The sequence below is a fragment of the Spirosoma pomorum genome, from assembly GCF_054776615.1.
Map to the genome: position 1 here is coordinate 42,176 of NZ_BAAHBP010000007.1, position 18,361 is coordinate 60,536.

Sequence of the window (18,361 nt, forward strand, 5' to 3'; positions counted from 1 at the left end):
TTTTAGTTTTTCTCTTCAATAATCAAGGCCTGCCCGCCTTTCGCTTTCAGGCTAACCGGAAACGAATCACCGGCCCCAATATCGGCCACCCGCTTTTGAATGCTGCCCGCCCCGTCGTCTTCGTAAATCGTTGCCTGATACCGTTTGCCGGACGCCAGAAACGAAAGCGGTAACTTACCGGACCAGTCTGTTAAACCCGCCACTGAACCAACGAACCAGGTGTTACCCTGCCGACGCGCCACGCTGATGAACTGACCAATTTCACCCGCCAGATAATGGCTTTCGTTCCAGACCGTCGGCACTCGTTTGAAGAATTCAATTTCGCCTTCATCGTTGTAATCCGTCGGGTTGCCGTACCAGAAAATAGACTGTAACGGACTGAAATACACCAGCGATAAAGCCAGTTGCTGCCCCTTGCTGACCTGTAATTTAGTTTTGTACAGGTTATCGGTGAAGTAGCGGTTGGTGTTCGGGTAGCAGAACGTGTAATCGGCGGCACCCGCCAGAAAACGGGTAAAGGGCAACACTGTATTGTGAAACGCGTCAGGGTTGTTTTCGTTGCCCCGGATACCCTCCTGAGTCAGCAGATTAGGGTACGTTCGGCTCAGACCCGTCGGCTTATAATTGTCGTGAATATCCAGCACGAAGCCGTGGTCATAGACTTTTTTAAGCGCACCGTCCAGCCACGTAATCCCTTCCTGACTCAGCCCGTCTACGAAGCCGAATTTCAGACCCGCCACGCCCCATTTTTTGTAGAGGGGCAGAATCTCGTCCAACCGGGTACGTAGCGCGACCCGGTTTACGTACAGAATCACGCCGATGTTTTTCGACTTCCCGTAGGCAATCACTTTTGGCAGATCAAGGGCCGGAATGACCTGCGTGGGATCGGAGGTGGTGCGAAACTCCGCCCCGTACCAACCCGCGTCGAACAGGATGTACTGAAAGTCATGACTGGCCGCGAAGTCGATGCAGTTCAACCCGCCCTGCGTTGTCAGCGACGAGCGAATCAGTTTGCCCGGTTTTATCCAGCCTGATACAGCCTGAGCAGATGGCGGAGAAAGCCGCAACGGCAGGTCGCTGAACGCGTGCAGCCCGATGGCTGACGTCGCCACGCTGATGGTTCGCCAGGGCGATCTGAACGTGTCGTTCGTCAGAACCGCGTCCTTCCCAAACGTCAACGCCAGCGTAGTCGGTGTTGCACCTTTGGCCAGCACGGCTTTGGTATAGTTGTCGTTAGCCGCTTCGCCAATCGACAGAAACAAACGGCCATTGGTCAGCGTAGCCGGGAAGTCACAGGTTTTTTGCAGGTCCGAGACGGCGGTTGGTGTAAACACAGTCTCCTCGTTGTATTGGTAGATCGTGAAGTTGCCGGGTAGCGCAAACGTCGTATGCTCCTGCCGAATCAAGCCAGGCCTTGCCCCGGTCTGTTTCGGCAACACATACCGGAAGGCCACGCTGCTATCGAACACCCGCGCCACAAGCTGGTACGTCACCGACCCGGACACACAATCGAGCGTAAGTTCCATATAGTTATTCTGGATGATATCATTCTCGCCCAGCGGCCACGCAAACGACTCGATATGCTTATCGGTGCGCTGCTTTTTGACGACGGTATTCGCCCCAACGGCAACGGTATTCAATTCAAACCCCAGCGCCGACCAGTTCAGCACTGGTTCATTGGCAAACCACAGTCGATAAACCAGCGCCTTTTGTTCATTAACGGCTATCTCGATACGTGTACCCTGGTCGGGCGAAGAAACCTGATATGTTTTTGGCCTGGGAGCGGCAAGTCCGGTCAGCGACACAGACCACAAGCCAATCAGACAGCAATAGAATATGAACCTGCAAAGCATAGTTAGGGGGTAGTAGGACGGTTTATTTCAGATCCCAGTACACTACGTAGCGCTGCCGGTGCAGGTTGTAGTACGGTCTCAACTCGACAGGGTGTTTGCCCAGCCCGGCTGTGGTTTGGAATGTCAGTGGTTTTCCGGCAACGGGTTTCACCCAATCCGTAACCGGTTTGCCACCCGTATCGATGGTGTGGCCGATTGAATCAGGAATAGTGTAGTCATAACCGTAGTACTGGTACGGGTCGGCAGGGTCATGGAACGGAGCCGTTCCTTTCAGGTTTGCCGTCCCCATTTCTCCCGCCAGCACAACCGGCCCGTAGGCTACAGCCGCCACCTTAGGGTCGTCGTTGGTGGGCACCAGCCGAAGCGTCATCGGATAGGTAAGCTCGATCTTGTCGCCAGCCTTCCAGGTGCGATCAACGGTGATGTAGCTACCGGGCGACTGTTTTACGGAAATTGCTTTTCCATTCACTCTCAGCGTAACGCCAGCCTTAGCCCAGCCCGGATACCGCAGATACAACGGCATCTGTATGGGTGCTTTGGTTTGGACGGTAAATCGGGTGGTTGCCTCTTCGGGGTAGGCCGTTTCTTGCACGAGGGTAACGCCCTTCTCCCGCCAGTTCAGTTCCGAGGGAATAAACAGATTGACGTAAATGCCTTTGTCGTCGTGGTAGTAGATAGCTTCGCCGTATTTCGACTGGCTTTCAAACCCCGACCCCACGCAGCACCAGAACGATTGGTCGGGCGTGCTATAGAGCCGATACGCCCCCGCTTTCATGGGCGTAAAGTAGCAGACCATGCCCGACTCTGGGTCCTGCTGCCCCAGAATATGGTTGTACAGCGCCTGTTCGTAATAGTCCGCGTACGTTTCGTCAGCCGACCAGGTAAACAGGTGCCGCGTCAGCTTGAGCATGTTGTAGGTATTACAGGTTTCGCTGGTATTACCCGTCAGGTGTTTAGAGATTTTATCCGGCTCGAAAAAATGCTCTTTATCGCTGTTACCCCCATGCGCGTAGGTATGGTGCTGCACGACCGTATTCCAGAAAAAGGTCGCGGCCGTTTTGGCTTTCTCGTTACCGGTCAGTTCATAATCCCGCGCTTCGCCCACCAGTTTCGGAATGAACGTGTTGGCGTGGGCCTTATTGAGGTTATCCTGCCCATTCTCCAGCGGTTCCAGAGCCGCTTTGTGGTAGAAAAACTGGGCCAGTTTCAGGTGTTCAGGATTACCCGTCAGGGCATACAGATTGAAAAAAGCATCGTTCATACCGCCAAACTCATTTCGCAGCATTTTTTGGCGTTGCTCAGGCGTTAAGGGCGACAGTTTTTTGCTGGCCCACGACGCCATTTTAGTCGCAATATCCAGTGCCTGCTGGTTGCCTGCATACGTGTACTGATCGGTCAAACCGGCAAACAGTTTATGAAGAGTGTACCAGGGAGCCCAGACGGCTGTTCCGGCAATGTTTCGGTCGATGTAGTGCTGTGGGTAGGCGCTGAGGTAGCCATCCTGGTTCAGTTCACGCTGCACATCGGCCAGTGCCGTTACCAGACTATCGCCTTTTTTACGGAAGACTTCGTTATTGGTCGATGCGTATTGAAGAGACAAACCCGACAGCAGATGCCCGATGCTGTGGCCGCGCAGTTCCATATCCAGCCCTTCCCAGCCGCCCAGGGGTTTGGGCATTTTGGTTATGCTACCCGGCTTGGGCGTATTCATGCCCGCATTGACCCTAAAGCTATGCACCAGCCGGTCAACGGGCAGCGACAGCAGCCATTTGCCTTCGCGCTCGATATTATCCCGAAACAGGCCATGCGTGATCCGCACATCCTGAAGATCGAAGCTTTTCGCTTTCACGGGTAGGCTAACGGGCACCTTCATTTTATCGGACGCCTGACCGGGGTACTGCGCCAGCCCCAGCACCGACTGTCCGACCAGACCGAGCGTAAGTATACTTCGCAACAGGCTGGACGTTGGGATTACGTTAAGTTTTCTGCGTGTCATTGATGTAAGCAACCTGATTTATGGTCTCTACCCTGAAATAGACGATGCCTGGACGCGCATACCCTTACTCCGCTTTCGAATAGCGCATTGATCGTTGCCTGTTTGGCAGTGGAGACTACAGATGCAAAGCAAGTAGCGCGGGTAGCCTCAACGCGGAGGGACGTCAAGCTTTTCTACATGTTGCGCCCCGGTAAGGGTAGTTTCTGCTGGCCATCACTGTTTATCCGAGATCAACGATTGATTGTGAGACATCCAGCTACACTTGCTTCAGAATTTTCCTCTCGCAAATACTCAACAGCCCTATAAGGTTGATCAATGTAAGCTGTCGTTGCGAAACTCATATTGACCATTACAGATAGTATAGCATCTTCGCTGAAATGATGCATCAATCGCCAATCCTGACCATCCAGAAACAAGTATTGGTTATTAGAATCTAGCGTATAATTATAGTCAGCCACAAGCGTCTGTACGTAAATTTTTACTGAACCGACAGGACAATGCAGAACCATTTTACACGCATCCTGATGATGATGGCCACCTCGTGTACTACCGCAACAAACATGTTTGATCCAGAAAATACGCTCGATAGGCTGTTTCCATTCAGCTGAAATCCAGGTCAGGTCAGATTTATTCTGTCTATCAATAATTAGGCGGGCCACTGTCAATTTAGCTTATTACCTGTTGTCGTTTAAAACCTATAATGAACCTGGCAACTAGGCCGACCATGACTTAAGCATCAATGCCAGGGTGCAGACGCATTGGGTCTGGCTAAGCACCTTGTTTTAAAACGTAAAGGAAGCTTTGGGGCTTCCTTTACGTTTTAAAACAGCGCCTGTTATTCGTATCAGGGCTTGATTAACTTGATCGTTGCGCGTTCGGTATCAGACGTTGCCCGAAGCAGATAGGTACCCGCCTGACGGCTCATTGGGATGAGCTGCTGCTGACCCGAAGTAACCAACTCGATCCGTTGTTCGAAAAGTGGAGTGCCACTCATGTCTGTGAGCGTCAGGCTGATACGCTGGCCGGCAACTCCCCGAATTTCAACAGTAGCCTGATCGCCAACAACCGGGTTGCCCAGCACCGTCAGTGTGAGTGGGCTGTCGGTATGACTTGCTACCCGGCCTGCACCAGAGCAGACCGACTGCCAGTTGTAGGCATACGTTGCATTGACGCCCGACTGAGTAGCCTTCAGGTTGATGACCGCGTTGTCAGTATACAGTTTCAGGCTGACGGGCTGCGCCGATACGCTGGTCGTCGGCAGGGTCTCGTTGACAACCTGGAAGGTAATCGACTGGCCGTTGGTACCGCTGTACTGAGGGGTGAAGGTCAATCGGCGCTCATTCGCACTGAGCGTCTGGCAGCTAACGCCTGTAACCCCTGCGATGGCAAAACTACCGCTCGATGCGGGGTTCACCGTCAGCGTGAAGCTACCGGATGCCGAGAGTGAGCCGGGATCTGTCGCCTTGATGGTAACCACGAAAGGAGAAGCCGTTGCGCTAACCGGCGTCCCGGAAATGGTTGTGCCGTTCATTGACAAGCCAGCCGGTAAGCCCGTAACCGAATACGTTAGCAGGTCGTTGTCGGGATCCGTAAACGTTCCGGCAGGTAGCGCGTACGTAAAGGCCGAGCCAACAGTAGCATTCTGGTTGGTCAGCAACTCGTTATAAACCGGTGGCCGGTTAATCACCTGAGCCTTCGCATCGATTGTTACGGATGTCGATACCTGCTTACCCGTTGGATCATTGACGGTAAACACCAGGACCGATGTTCCAGTCGATGCGGGCGTCCAGGACAAGACTGTCGATACGGGGTTACCGGTGGCTGGCAGAGCGGGTGTCGTAGTGGCGCCATTGGGCACACCCGTCGCAGTGAGCGTAAGCGTTTCTGGATCGCTGTCGGTCGCCTTAGCTGAAAAAGAAACAGGGACACCTACCGTTGCAACGATTGTCGATCCGTCGGCTGGAGTCGCGTTATTGGTGTAAACAAATACCGGTGAACTTTTCACTCCGCCCACAGTCAGGATCTGAGCCACCGAAGTAGCGGCTCCGTAGGTCGCGTCGCCAGCCTGCGATGCGGTGATCGTTGTCGAGCCGACGCCCACGATGCGAATGTTACCGTTGACAATCGTAGCTACCGATGTATTCGAACTGGTGTAACTCACCGACAGACCCGAACTCGCCGTAGCACCCGGATTGAAGTCTGCGTCACCAACGGTCTTAGCAGGCAAGGCAGCAAAGGTGATCGTCTGGCTCTGCTGTGAAACCGTCAGCGCAACATCGTTCCCGGTTCCACCCTGATACGTTATCTGGAAGCGGATGGATCCTATTGTTACAAAGCTTCCTTCAGCAAGTCCGGCAAACGTTCCCGATACGGCACTGCCCGACGTATTATCAATAATAACGTAGGTCATACCAACGGGCAGGCTACTGGCATTACCAAGATCAGCGGCAACCAGGTTTGCTCCGTTGAGCGACACACCGTTGGCTACGAGTTTGTCGGCAGTACTAGTGCTGCTGTTCAACTCCAGCTGATACGTAGCGCCATTGGTCAGACTCAGGACCGACGTTGTGGTGAACGTACCTACCGAATTACCGGGCGCGATGAACCCGTTGGCGCCAATCGAAACCGCAGCCGTAGTGCTACCCATTCCGGCCAGCGTACCCCCGGTTACGGATACAGGACTTGCCAGCGTTCCGTTAATAACCAGCGTTCCGCTGTTGACGTCTGTAGTGCCCTGATACTCGTTTGCGCCCGTCAGCACCAGTTTACCATTGTTTACAGCAACCGTCGAGTAGTATGGAACGTTACTGACCGTCGTCGTTCCGTTCTTAATCGATCCTGTGATAGTTTGTGTGCCGGTACCGGATTTTTCCAGATTTACCCGCCCTTTATCTACTGCGGCAGTCGTTGGTCCCGCTCCAATAGTACCTTCAAACGTTCCGTCCTGATTATCAATACCAACAACCAGCGTTGGTACGCCATTTACGATATTTGTTCGCGATGCGATATAGGCATCTGAGGTACCATCCAGCGCACCAACCGTCTGCTTGCTTGCATATGAAGCTCCGTTGAAGAGAAGCAGTGCTGTCGCGTCCGTACCCATCGTCAGCCGGATTGCGGGCAATATCACATTATCAGCGTCGGTAACGCTGCTAGCAACACTATTTGGGTTATGTATCTCGATAGTACCCTGCGCCAGGTTCAAACTACCTTGCAAACCACTCCAGTCCATAGCACTCTGAATACGAAGACCAGCAAACGAACCGCTGCTTCCGTATATGGGTGTCGTAATTTTCAGTCCCTGCGCACCGGCAATTCTCAGCGGTACCCGCGAGTTACTATTGGCGTTACCCATAAACAGCTTCCGGGCCCCGCTGTTGATCATGTTGATCAGAGGCATGCCCGCACTTGGCAAGGTTTGAAAGGTTAGTGTTCCCCCATTTAATCCACTAGCCAGGGTTAGTTCCGACGTTCCGTTAGCGGCATACGTCAACGTACCGATGGTGATGTTACCATCCAGTTGAACGCCCCCGATATTCCCAAAAGTAGTAGCACCGAAGGTTGCGTTTGCCTGAACACCACCCGGCACGACGGAGTTGCTCCAGTTGGAAGCCGTTGGCCATTTCATGTACCGGAAACCCGCTCCATTTGTAATAGCTGTGGTTGCCACGTTGGGCGTACCGCCCGGCCGTTGTGCAAGCTGGATCGTAGATCCACTCGTCGCTACGACGATGTAGTTCGTGTTGATGATAAACCCACCCGGCACGACTCCCCCTAGCCGCACAAAATCGCCAACGGCAAACGTCTGGCCTGGCCAGGTCAGATCGGCGCTACCAACAACAGACGAAATAGTTGTTGTTGTGATCCCTGCCGTGTTGGTCCAGGTACCATCGGTCACCCCCGGTATCTGGTTTACCGTCATCGATTGAGACACAACAGGCGCCAGGTTATACTGGCTGTCCCCCATTTGCTGAGCGATAATGGTTGTCGTACCCGGCTTCAATACACGAATTGTACCATCGGCATTAATTGAAGCGACAACCGGGTTTGTGCTGGAATAAACAACGGGGAGTCTGGAACTGGCGGTTGCGCCCGGCGAAAAGTCGGCGGCACCAAATTCTTTTGCCGAAATAGGCGGGAACGTAATCGTCTGATTTGTTGGCCTGACCGGCTCTTCGAGTGATGCCGTCAACGTACCAAAGCCCAGTTGGTCGTAACCGCCACTGTTGGGCCCAAAGTTGCCACCCCCACCTTCGGGCCGCACAAGCTGCGCATAACGGGTTATGTGAGGAGCGCTGAGTCCTTTACGATTGACGTAGTGATTATAAACCAGTTCCCAGACCGGACGGGTCTGGCCCCGGCCGTCCTCCGATACAATCGTCTGCACAACGCCGGTGCAATTCCGGTAGGTCGTAAAAGGAACCTCGTACCCCAGGTTATACTTAGCGATGTATTCAAAGCCTTTTAGCAACCGGTTATTATCGTATCCATACAGATCGTCGCCCTGATTCCAGGCCATTTCAGCAAAAGAGCCAGCCAGAGTTACACCCAGTATCGTGTGGCCCTGATCACGTCCGGCTTCCTGCCATTGGCCCAAATCGCCATGCACAAACGGCACAACGTTTTTGATCGATCCCATGCCCGCCCCGTTCTTGAAGTAGTCGACGGCCTCGTTGTAAATATCCCGACGGTCGCAGAGGACACCGATACTTAGCATGGAAGCCATGTTACACAGATCCCAGTTGGCGTAGTAGTTGCTGATACAGGCACCGTTGTGATTGACCAGAAAGTCGTGGTTTACCGGATACCAGACGGTGAGCATCCAATTCTGAAAATTGGCGAAGTCAGCCGTTGCCCAACCGCTGTAGGAGCGCATGATTTCGGCAGCATTGGCCAATTGATAGCCCTGAATACCCGCTAGTAGAAACCGGTCAGCATTACCGCTAATCACTTTCATGCCCGTTGCCCAGGCATTCAGAATAGCAATCGATTTAGCGGCATAGGCATCGTCGCCCGATATTTTCCAACGAAGCGCCGTTTGATAGGCGGCTGCGGCATCCCGAAAAAGCGACGCGTAGTTCTCCGGATTGGTTCCGTCGAAACCCCGGTAAATAGTGGCCGGAACCGGGTTTGTGAAGTTACGGGTCAGCGACGAGTTGCCATTGGCGACCAGCACATCCCAGCCGGCTTTCCAGGGTTGGGCGCCGGCGGCCACCTTGGCTTTAATCCGATCGAAGTCAGCCTGCCTGTGCAGCAATCCCGGATGCACAAACGATTGCGCGTGAAGGGACTGCGCTACGGATAGCAGCAGCAAAACAAGCCAGGAAAGCTGTCTCAGGGCAATAGTACCCCTGCCCCAGCCAATGCAGGAGAAATGTAGTTTCATATTAGATTTAGGAAATGAGTTATTGGTTATTAGGGGAAAGGCCACCCGATTCAGTACCAAATGGATTCGGGGGGCCTCAAGGTAGTTAATCAAGCACGGTGGGCATTGTCATTACCAGCCTGGGTTCTGCGTAAGCTGAGGGTTGAGTTGAATCTGTTGTGAAGGAATAGGCAACAGGTAGTTTTTCTCGCTGAAACTACGGACAGCGTCCAGAATAATGACCCCATTGGCATCTTTGGGTGTCGATGCCCCCTGTGGATACGTGGTTACGTATTCCGTGCCCGTCCATTTAACGCCCAGCAGCGGTTTGCCCAGTAGTTCAACGGCGTTGTGCCAGCGTTTTACGTCGTCGGTTCGGAAGCCCTCCGAGAAAAACTCGATCGTGCGTTCCCGGCGAATCTCCGTCCGCATATCTAATCCATTCGTCTGGACAAACTGGTTGCTCAGTTTTGGCATGGCCTTGTTGATCCGCAGGCGGGTCAGATTCAGCGACTTGTCGAGATCGGCGTCGCTGATGGTCCCGTTCCGCTCAAAAAGAGCTTCGGCGTAGGTAAGCAATACTTCGGCGTAGCGAATAACCGGGTAGTCGTAACTCTCTTCATTATCGAGTACCTGCCGCTCCGCTACCCATTTGAGCGCACCATACGTAAAGTTCGCCCCGTAAATAGGCTTCAGGGCGTTGGCCAGATCCGCCGGTCCACCCACCCAGTCGACCCGGTAGTTGGCATTCCCCTGCCAGTAAGGTGCTCCCGGCAGGCCCATCGTGTACCGCATCCGATTTTCGCGGTTCTGAAACTCGGAGTTTACTTTAGCGTATCCCTGGAAGAGAGGTGATTTTTCGATAGGCAACCCATCTTTGGCCAAATACAGATTCGCAAACGTACGGGTTGGACCACCGGGACCAGTACGTGATATGTTCACCCGAGCCTGGCGCAGTGTCTGGTCATAGCGATTCGCCAAAATGTATTCGTTGTTGGCCGACTTCTGAATGCTGGCCGGATTCGATTTCTGGTTTTCCAGAATGAACATATACTTCTGGGCCGAATCGCCCAGGGCGGCTGGCGCAAACAGGCTATACTGACCACCGGTGATAACGGCTCCGCTCGATGCAATGGCGATGTCCAGCAACGTGTTGGCCCGTGCCCCATTGTTACGAAACTTCTGCCAGGTACCTTCGTACAACGCTACCCGTGATAAAAAGGCCCGCGCCGTCTCTTTGTTAATCCGACCCAACTCAGACGACGTCTGGGACGCTTTAGCCGGTAAGTTCGCGATGGCATCATTCAAATCCTGGATAATGAAATCCGCTACTTCGTCCCGGGTGTTGCGGGGTGCCTGCAACTCAGGCGAATCCAGCGCTAGGAGTTTACTGATAATGGGTACTCCCCCGTAGAGTTGCAACAGTTCAAAATACACATACGCCCGGAAAAACTTAGCTTCGGCTACGTACTTGGCAATATCGGCCGGAGTCTGGTAGGTAGCCGCTTTATCCAGCAGGTAATTGATAATCCGGATGCGCGTGTAATTATTGTTCCAGTTACCATCGGTCGTGGGAATCGTATTCGTGCCCCGGCTGAAGGCGTTTTGCCCGCCGACAATGTCCGACCGGCCATCGAAATGGGGATTGTCAAAAATGACGTCATTGAAGGTGCGCATATACGTGTAGTACTGATTGGCAGCCAGCATGAAATCATTGGGCGTTTTCCAGTAGGAGGCATCCGAAAGCCTATCCAGCGGATCCAGTTCCAGCACTTTGTTACAGCCCGACTGGGTCAGGGTTAGTACGCAGGCCAACGTTATCGTATAGAGAATTCGTATCGGTTTCATTCGTGAAGTTCTTGTTATATTAGAAAGTGAGGTTTACACCGACAGTATGCAATCGGAAGAAAGGATAGCGACTGGTAATGGCATCGCTGTTAGCCCGACCCACACTACGCGTTACTTCGGGGTCCCAGCCGTCTTTAATTTTTGAGACTTCCCACAAATCATTACCCGAATAGTAAATCCGGAATCGCTCCACCCGAATCCGTTTTGTGATCGCCTGTGGCAATGAATAACCCACCACCAGGTTTTTCAGGCGAACGTAAGCGCCGTTCTGCACCGACCAGTCCGAAATCTGGTAATTATAGGCATTGTACGTCGTGCCGTTCTGGCCCGCCGACAGTACAGGGTACGTAGCGCCGGTATTATTTGGGGTCCAGGTATCGCCCACCCAGAAATCCGTCTGCCCCTGGAAGATCGAGCCGAAGGGAACCCGCCAGTTCCCCTCCCGGAAAATGGTCCGCTGGCCCACGCCCTGAAAAACAGCCTGAAAATCGAATCCTTTCCAGTCGGCGCCCAGGTTAAGGGCAAAGCTGTAACGCGGGTCATCCCGGCCCAGATACTTCAAATCACCCGGCACGGTTAGTTTACCATCGCCGTTCAGGTCGCGGAACATATTATCGCCCAGACGCACACCGGGCACCCGTACTGACCCGTCGGCGTTGAAAGCCCCGATGGGCATGTTCACGTTGTTACCCGTGGCCAGGGGTCGATAAGCGGCCAGTTGCTCGGCCGTCTGAATCCGGCCCGCGTATTCCAGGCCAAAGTAAGACCCCAGCGAATAGCCTTCTACCGCCCCATTGAAGCCCTGATTAATAATGTTGGCGCCCCCAAAACTTAACAACCGGTTCTGATTATCGGTCAGGTTACCCCCAATCCGGTAATTGAACGAACCAATGTTATCGCGCCATTGCAACGTAGCTTCCCAGCCCCAGGTTTTCAGATGGCCAATGTTATCTGATGGTGCAGTTGCTCCCAGCACAGCGGGGTATGTCTGCCTCAACAACATATTACGGTTATGCTTGACAAAGTAATCGAAGCTACCCGACAGCTTCCGGTTCAGCACACTGAAATCAAGGCCGGCATTCGATGTTTCGACTTGCTCCCAGGTGCGGTTCAGACTAACCAGATCATTCGTTGGGGCGACGTATACCACCGGGCTGGAACCGATGATGGGGAAACCGGAACTGATAGCCCCCTGGGTAGCAGCCACGTTGAGCAGTTGTACGTAGTCGTACAGACCAATACCACTCTGATTACCTACTGTACCATACGAACCGCGAAGTTTCAAATCGTTGAGGAACGTGAGTTTCTGCATAAACGACTCCTGCGATAACCGCCATCCACCTGATAAGCCGTAGAAAAGTTTCCAGCGATTCTCAGCACTGAACTTGGACGAACCATCGTAGCGGGCCTGGGCTTCCAGCAGGTATTTCTGCTTGTAAGCATAGTTAAAACGACCAAAATAAGAACCAATAGCGTAGTGGCTTTGCGATTCGAAAACGCTTTTAGTGGTGTTATCACCGATACCCAGGTTTAGCGAGGGCACATTATCGTTGGCAATGTTAGTCGTTCTGGCCCAATATAAATTAGCTTCATCCCGCTCGTAGTTAGTACCCACCGTCACTGCTACGTCATGATCCTGACGGAATGTTTTCTGGTATTCCAGGTAGGCATTCAGGTTGTAATATGCATCCTTATTGAGCTGACGCTGGTAGGCCGAATTTGCTCTGGTCGGATTATCGGGTGCCTGAATAGTCCCCAGATAGTTGTACCAGTTGATGACTTTTGTCTGAATTTTAGTGTCCTGCGACAGCCAGTTGTAGCCCGCCGTTCCAATCAGGCGCAGGTTGTTCGTTAGGTTATACGTCAGCCGAAAGTTGGTGTAAACGCGGGTATTGTATTCTTTGTTGTCGCCACCCAGTTCAGCCTGCCAGTTCGGGCTGTACTGCGTACCCCAGGAATAGGGTTTACCATCGATGGTCGACACCGGAAAGCCGGGCTGCTGGTACTGCCCCAGTATGTTTCCTAACAAAGTAGGCTGAATAATGTCGTTCTTTTCGAGCGAGACGTTGGATTCGAGTTTGAACCGGTTCGAGAACTGGTAGTCGTGCGTGAAGCGAAGGTTATAGCGATTGTTTGAGTTATTTCCCCACTGCAGCAGGCTCCCGTCGTGTAAATACCCGGCGGATACACGGTACCCGGCTCGCTCGGTCCGGCCCGCTACGCTCAGGTTATGCTGCGTAGAGCTGGCCGTCCCCCACAGTACGTCCGTCCAGTTTCCGCCGAAGAAAGTCAGGTCTTTAACATCTCCGAAACCCGGATTCAGTGGGTTCGATGAGGGCGCAACCGTCTGGCCGTTGTAGGTTGTCAAATCCAGATAGCCACTGGCGGGTGGGTTCAGCATCAACTGCCCCATTTTGTACCACAGGTTAGTCGTCGGCGGTACACCATACCAGTCATTCGTTGTCGCGTCGACCAGGCCCTGGCCAAAGGTTTTAGCATCGATCAACTGGGGTTGCAGACCGATCACTTTCTGCGATACGGACCCATCATACTGAATAATTACCTTACCCGCTTTCGCCCGTTTAGTGGTCACCAGCACAACGCCCCCGGCAGCCCGCGCCCCGTAAATAGCCGCAGCCGCATCTTTCAGAAATGACATGTTGTCAATATCGTTGGGGTTAATTGAATTCAGCGCCTGCTGGTCACTAACTGGCACTCCATCAATGACAATCAGAGGCTCGGTACCGTTAGTCGACGTAGCACCTCGAATGGCAAAGTTCCAGTTGGCCCGGCCTGGCGCGGCTGATGTACGCGTTACGATGACGCCTGGCACCTGCCCTTGCAACGCCGATAGTGGATTGTCAACAACGCCCCGGTCCTGAAACACTTTATTGTCAATGGTAGCAATGGCCCCCGTTAGCGTCGCCCGTTTTTGGGAACCATAGCCGACGACGACAACTTCATCCAGCCCACGAGCTTCGCCCTTCAACTGAACGCTTAGGGACGTTTGTTTACCGACCAGGATTTCCTGTTTTTCATAACCGACAAACGAAAATACAAGCGTAGCCTTGTCGTCCGGAATGGCGATAGAGTATTTCCCTGCGGCATCGGTGGTGGTACCGCGCGTCGTGTTTTTGATCGCTACGGTAACACCGGGCAGGGGCTGGTTTTTTTCATCCGTTACGGTTCCCGAGATGGTCTGATCGGCAGACGCTGCCAGGGCGGCTTTCTCCGGTAGTGTGGTCGTGGTTTGGCTGGTGCTGTTATTTCGCAGAATGATTTGCGAACCAACCACTTCGTAGCTAACCTGTAACGGGGTTAGTAGCGAATTCAGGACGGCCGACAGCGGTTGATTTTGCACGGACAGATTTACTTTCCGCTCCGAACGAATAACCTGCGGACTATAGATAAACCGAACCGAGGCCTGTTTGCCAATTTGTTTAATGGCCTGCTCAATCCGTTGATTATCAATCGTAATGGAGATGGGCCGATTCAGCAACTCCTGGCCCTTACCGTCCAGGGCCAGAACCAGACTGGAAAACCAGCTCATCAGGAAGATCTGATAACAGGCTATTCGCATGATTTTAGTGAAAATCACTCGTGGTTTTGTAATGATTCGCATAGAGATAGCTAAAAATACTTGTTTAGGGTTGGCACAAAAAATCCCCTTACCCAGTCGGATCGCTGATGCGCCGGGATCGAACGAATGGTTCAGAAAAGGGAACATGGAGGAAATCACGCAGGTCGATGGCCTGAGGTAAGTAGATAGCCTACTTTCAGCGTGCGGGGTCAGGTTGGGGCATAAGCATCCTGTTGGTTAAAATGGTTGGGGCAACTGGCCTGAATTCCGTTATCGACATCCTTTGCTGTGAATAACGATTTGGGCATCAATCACCTCATACGTTGAATTGGTGGCCCGGCAAATCAGGTCAAGTTTTTCAAACAATGACTCTGGGCCAAACTCCGCCGTCAGTTCACAACCGGTCAGCAAGTCGGCGTCGTAATTGATCATGATTCCGTAGGCGGTTTCCAGTTTTTTAAAAACCGATACGACTGGGGTATGATCGAAAACGAGTGTCTGGGACTGCCCTGCTGAACCGACCATTGGTTCGGGTAACGCGACTAGCGAACGTTCCAACTGACGGTCGCTATTTTGATACGTCGCCTGCTGATTAGGAGTTAGGATGAGGGCCGGTTCGTCCCCCCCCAGCTTACCGAGTTTTCCGCTGGGCGGGGTTTTAAAAACCGATACCTTACCCGTTCGAACGATTACTTTTGCTTCTTTATCGTCAGGATAAGCGCGGACAGTAAAGCTGGTGCCTAATACCTGAGTAGTCAGTTGATTAGTATACACCATAAACGGCTGTTTAGGCCGGCGGACCACATCAAAAAAAGCCTCACCGACCAGGAAAACTTCACGTTGCCCGGCTGTAAACGTTCGCGGAAAACTGATCCGGCTTCCCTGGTAAAGTGTAACTCTACTTCCATCGGGCAGACGAACCAGCTGGCTGGCATTGGTCGTGTTCTGTATTTCATGTAACGTTCCGGCTTGCTGCTCAATTTTCTGCTGATAAACAGCAAGGGGTGTAGCGGGTGTGCGCCAGTAAAAAAAAGCCAGCATGCCTAACCCAACAATCAGCGCGATAGAGGCCGCCATGCTAGCCCATCCGATGAAACGTCGCGATGGTTGTAGTATCGGATGTAGTTCGTCCATATCCTGCGCTTTCTGCCGGTTTATACGGATACGAGCTACCTCGCTGGCCAACTCCTCATCGGATAGTTCTTCTTGCGCCTGTTGCATCTGGGTCACGAACTGGCGGGCAGCCAGTACTAGATCCACTTTATCTGGATTTGCCCGTAACCACTCGTTCCAGAAGGTCTGATCGGCGGGCGCGTTCTTTAGTACCCATTGCCGAAATCGGTCGTCGAGTATAAATTCGTCAAAGGTGTAGGTTGTGTAATCGGGCATAGAAGCGTTTGGCGTTTTCTCCCTTCATAAGGAAGTAGACCACACCTGTTAGGGCATACTCTATTTTATAAACTTTTTTTTGTTTTCTTGGAGCAAAGCTTGATTTCTGTACTTACCCCGAAACGAATAATTCCAGTCTTGCCCACTTACATAAGTGGGCAAGACTGGAATTATTCATTGACTAAGTCTCCAATTAGAAGAATAGGCGAACCGGCAGGATGGTTCTTAGTTGTGTCATGGCTCGGTAGAGGAAATTAGCGACTGTTTGTTTTTCAATATCCATAACCTGGGCTATATCATCATTGGTGAGGCCCTCGTAAAATTTTAGAAATACAACTTCCTGCTGCCGCTTGGGTAGTTGATCGACTGCCAGCCGGAGACTTTGTTCGGTCGACACCAACGTTTCATCGGCAATCCACTTGTGATCAGCGGTTAGTTCGTCGGTGGCAACAGTTTCCCACTCCAACGTTTCATCCGAGGTAAATGGGCGAGCGGTCTCACGACGTATCCGACGGAATAGATTATTGCGAAACGCCTTGATCAGGTAGATCGTTACGTAAGGTGTTTCGACAATAGCAGCCCGCCGATTCCAAAGTTCTAGAAATAAGTCCTGGATACAGTCTTTTATCAAATCACGGTCTTTAGTAAACCGGGTCGCGTAGTTAAATAGCACTCTGTACCGAGCCTGAACCAGCTGATCAAAAGCCTTCTCGTCATCTGCTTTAAATCGAATCCAAAGCTGGGCCATTCGTTGTTCATCTGCAGGAACTGACTGTGAACTTGTCATAGGTGGTTGGTCTAAAAATAGTAAACAGCACTTGTGTATTTATACCGCGATTTGCGCAGGCAATGTCAACTCCTTCTGGCACATTTAATCCTGTCCGCTTTTCGCAATAAAATACAATTTCAGCCAGTGCCTTGGCAGAGGTGTTCTCTACCTGACTATTACTCATTGTATTATCTAACTGGATATATTCTACTAAAATACTTCATAAGTACAATATGTCAAATGGAAATAGGCTTTAGCGAAGCCATGGTGATCTATTATTTCATGCAAACGTTTCCGGAAACGTTTGCATAATGTGATTATGCCTAAATATTTTTAAATTTTTCTGGTTACAATTGCCATACACAATCTTTCTGTGGTTACGGGAGTAACAAACCAAATTATAAAAAATATTCTATTTTTTGTTTACTCATTCACGATGAAGAACGCACCGGTCACTATCAAAGACATTGCCCGTAAACTGAACATATCTATTTCAACTGTTTCGCGGGCTTTGCGCGACATGCCGGAAATACATCCCGATACGCGTAAGGCTGTAATACGCCTGGCAGAGGAACTGGACTACCAGCCAAATCAGTTAGCCAAAAATCTAGTAAAAAGCCGTACCAAGACGATTGGGGTTATCTTTCCTAACCTATCCTACCACTACTTCTCTGCTATGCTTAATAATCTGGAAGAAGCTGTTATGCAGGCAGGGTATAGCATCTTAGTAGCTCAGACCAACGAGTCTTACGTGCGCGAAACCATTAGTATTCAAAATCTCCTGCGTAGCCAAGTCGAAGGACTTATTCTTTCGCTTTCCCGGGACACCGCCAATTTTGAGCATGTAGAGCGGTTGGTTAAAAAGGGACTACCAATTGTGCTGCTTGACCGTACGGCCGATATTACGTCTGTTTCCAAAGTAATGGTCGACAATCGGGCTGCTGCTTTCAAAGCCACAGAGCATCTGATTGAGCAAGGTTGTCGACGGATTGGATTCTTGGCAGGTCCGCCACAACTCTCTTTAAGCAATCAACGAGTGGATGGGTATTTAGCAGCCGCTGCTCAATATAACGTAACAGCGGGTGGTCAATACATTCGTCACTGTGATTACACGAACGAAAATACGATCCTGCAAACTTTGGCGCTGATGAGCTTACCCTACCCACCTGACGGTGTTGTCGCTATAAGTGATCGGATTGCTTATCCAGCACTGTATGCTATGCAACAGAAAGGGCTATTCATACCAAAAGACGTAGCGGTAGTCAGTTTCAATAATGAACCTGTTTCTGCTTATTTTTCACCAACACTGAGCAGTATAAATCAACCCATCACCGAAATGGCGACGGAAACGGTCCGCTTATTATTACGCCAAATAGAAAGTCCTGAAGCGCTGCCCTTTGAAATTAAAACATTTGACACCCAACTTATCATACGTGAGTCGTCGCTACGAAACAAATTATGAGAATAATAGGGTCTTCTCTTGAAACGGGTGTGGCTGTTGCACAACTCGGCTTGTCTTACGAGTTTTCCCTTGTCTGATTGGGAAAATAGGAATACCTAT

At 51.6% G+C, this 18,361-nt stretch carries 9 protein-coding genes; 1 reads left to right on the forward strand and 8 read right to left on the reverse strand.

All coding sequences use genetic code 11. The features are described 5' to 3' along the window. Positions 1–2 precede the first annotated feature (2 nt). From ACYVAD_RS09705 to ACYVAD_RS09740, 8 genes are all read right to left on the reverse strand, one after another. Entirely contained in the window at positions 3–1,853 is a 1,851-nt protein-coding gene (locus tag ACYVAD_RS09705; RefSeq protein WP_461139290.1) for a glycoside hydrolase family 97 protein, read from the reverse strand. 22 nt (positions 1,854–1,875) lie between these two features. Continuing rightward, positions 1,876–3,849 carry a glycoside hydrolase family 127 protein gene (locus ACYVAD_RS09710; protein ID WP_461139291.1) on the reverse strand — a complete coding sequence of 658 codons (1,974 nt, stop codon included), beginning with the start codon at positions 3,847–3,849 and terminating at the stop codon, positions 1,876–1,878. Positions 3,850–4,079: 230 nt separating this feature from the next. Then, positions 4,080–4,508: a sugar 3,4-ketoisomerase gene (locus ACYVAD_RS09715; protein WP_461139292.1), complete on the reverse strand. Its 429-nt coding sequence runs from the start codon at positions 4,506–4,508 to the stop codon at positions 4,080–4,082. Between the two features lie 185 nt (positions 4,509–4,693). Continuing rightward, the gene (locus ACYVAD_RS09720) at positions 4,694–9,235 is read right to left on the reverse strand and encodes a putative Ig domain-containing protein (RefSeq protein WP_461139293.1); all 4,542 of its coding nucleotides are present in this window, start codon (positions 9,233–9,235) and stop codon (positions 4,694–4,696) included. Positions 9,236–9,346: 111 nt separating this feature from the next. Continuing rightward, on the reverse strand, positions 9,347–11,062 hold the full coding sequence (locus ACYVAD_RS09725; RefSeq protein ID WP_461139294.1) for a RagB/SusD family nutrient uptake outer membrane protein: 1,716 nt from the start codon (positions 11,060–11,062) through the stop codon (positions 9,347–9,349). Positions 11,063–11,081: 19 nt separating this feature from the next. Next, complete coding sequence (locus ACYVAD_RS09730; RefSeq protein ID WP_461139295.1) at positions 11,082–14,684, reverse strand: TonB-dependent receptor; 3,603 nt, start codon at positions 14,682–14,684, stop codon at positions 11,082–11,084. Between the two features lie 228 nt (positions 14,685–14,912). Next, on the reverse strand, positions 14,913–16,031 hold the full coding sequence (locus tag ACYVAD_RS09735) for a FecR domain-containing protein (protein WP_461139296.1): 1,119 nt from the start codon (positions 16,029–16,031) through the stop codon (positions 14,913–14,915). A 193-nt stretch (positions 16,032–16,224) separates the two neighbouring features. Next, positions 16,225–16,818: an RNA polymerase sigma factor gene (locus tag ACYVAD_RS09740; protein ID WP_461139297.1), complete on the reverse strand. Its 594-nt coding sequence runs from the start codon at positions 16,816–16,818 to the stop codon at positions 16,225–16,227. Between the two features lie 418 nt (positions 16,819–17,236). On the opposite strand from ACYVAD_RS09740, the gene ACYVAD_RS09745 reads away from it, so the two are divergent. Continuing rightward, a complete protein-coding gene (locus tag ACYVAD_RS09745; RefSeq protein WP_461139298.1) occupies positions 17,237–18,262 on the forward strand; it encodes a LacI family DNA-binding transcriptional regulator in 1,026 nt (341 codons plus the stop codon). Positions 18,263–18,361: the final 99 nt, after the last annotated feature.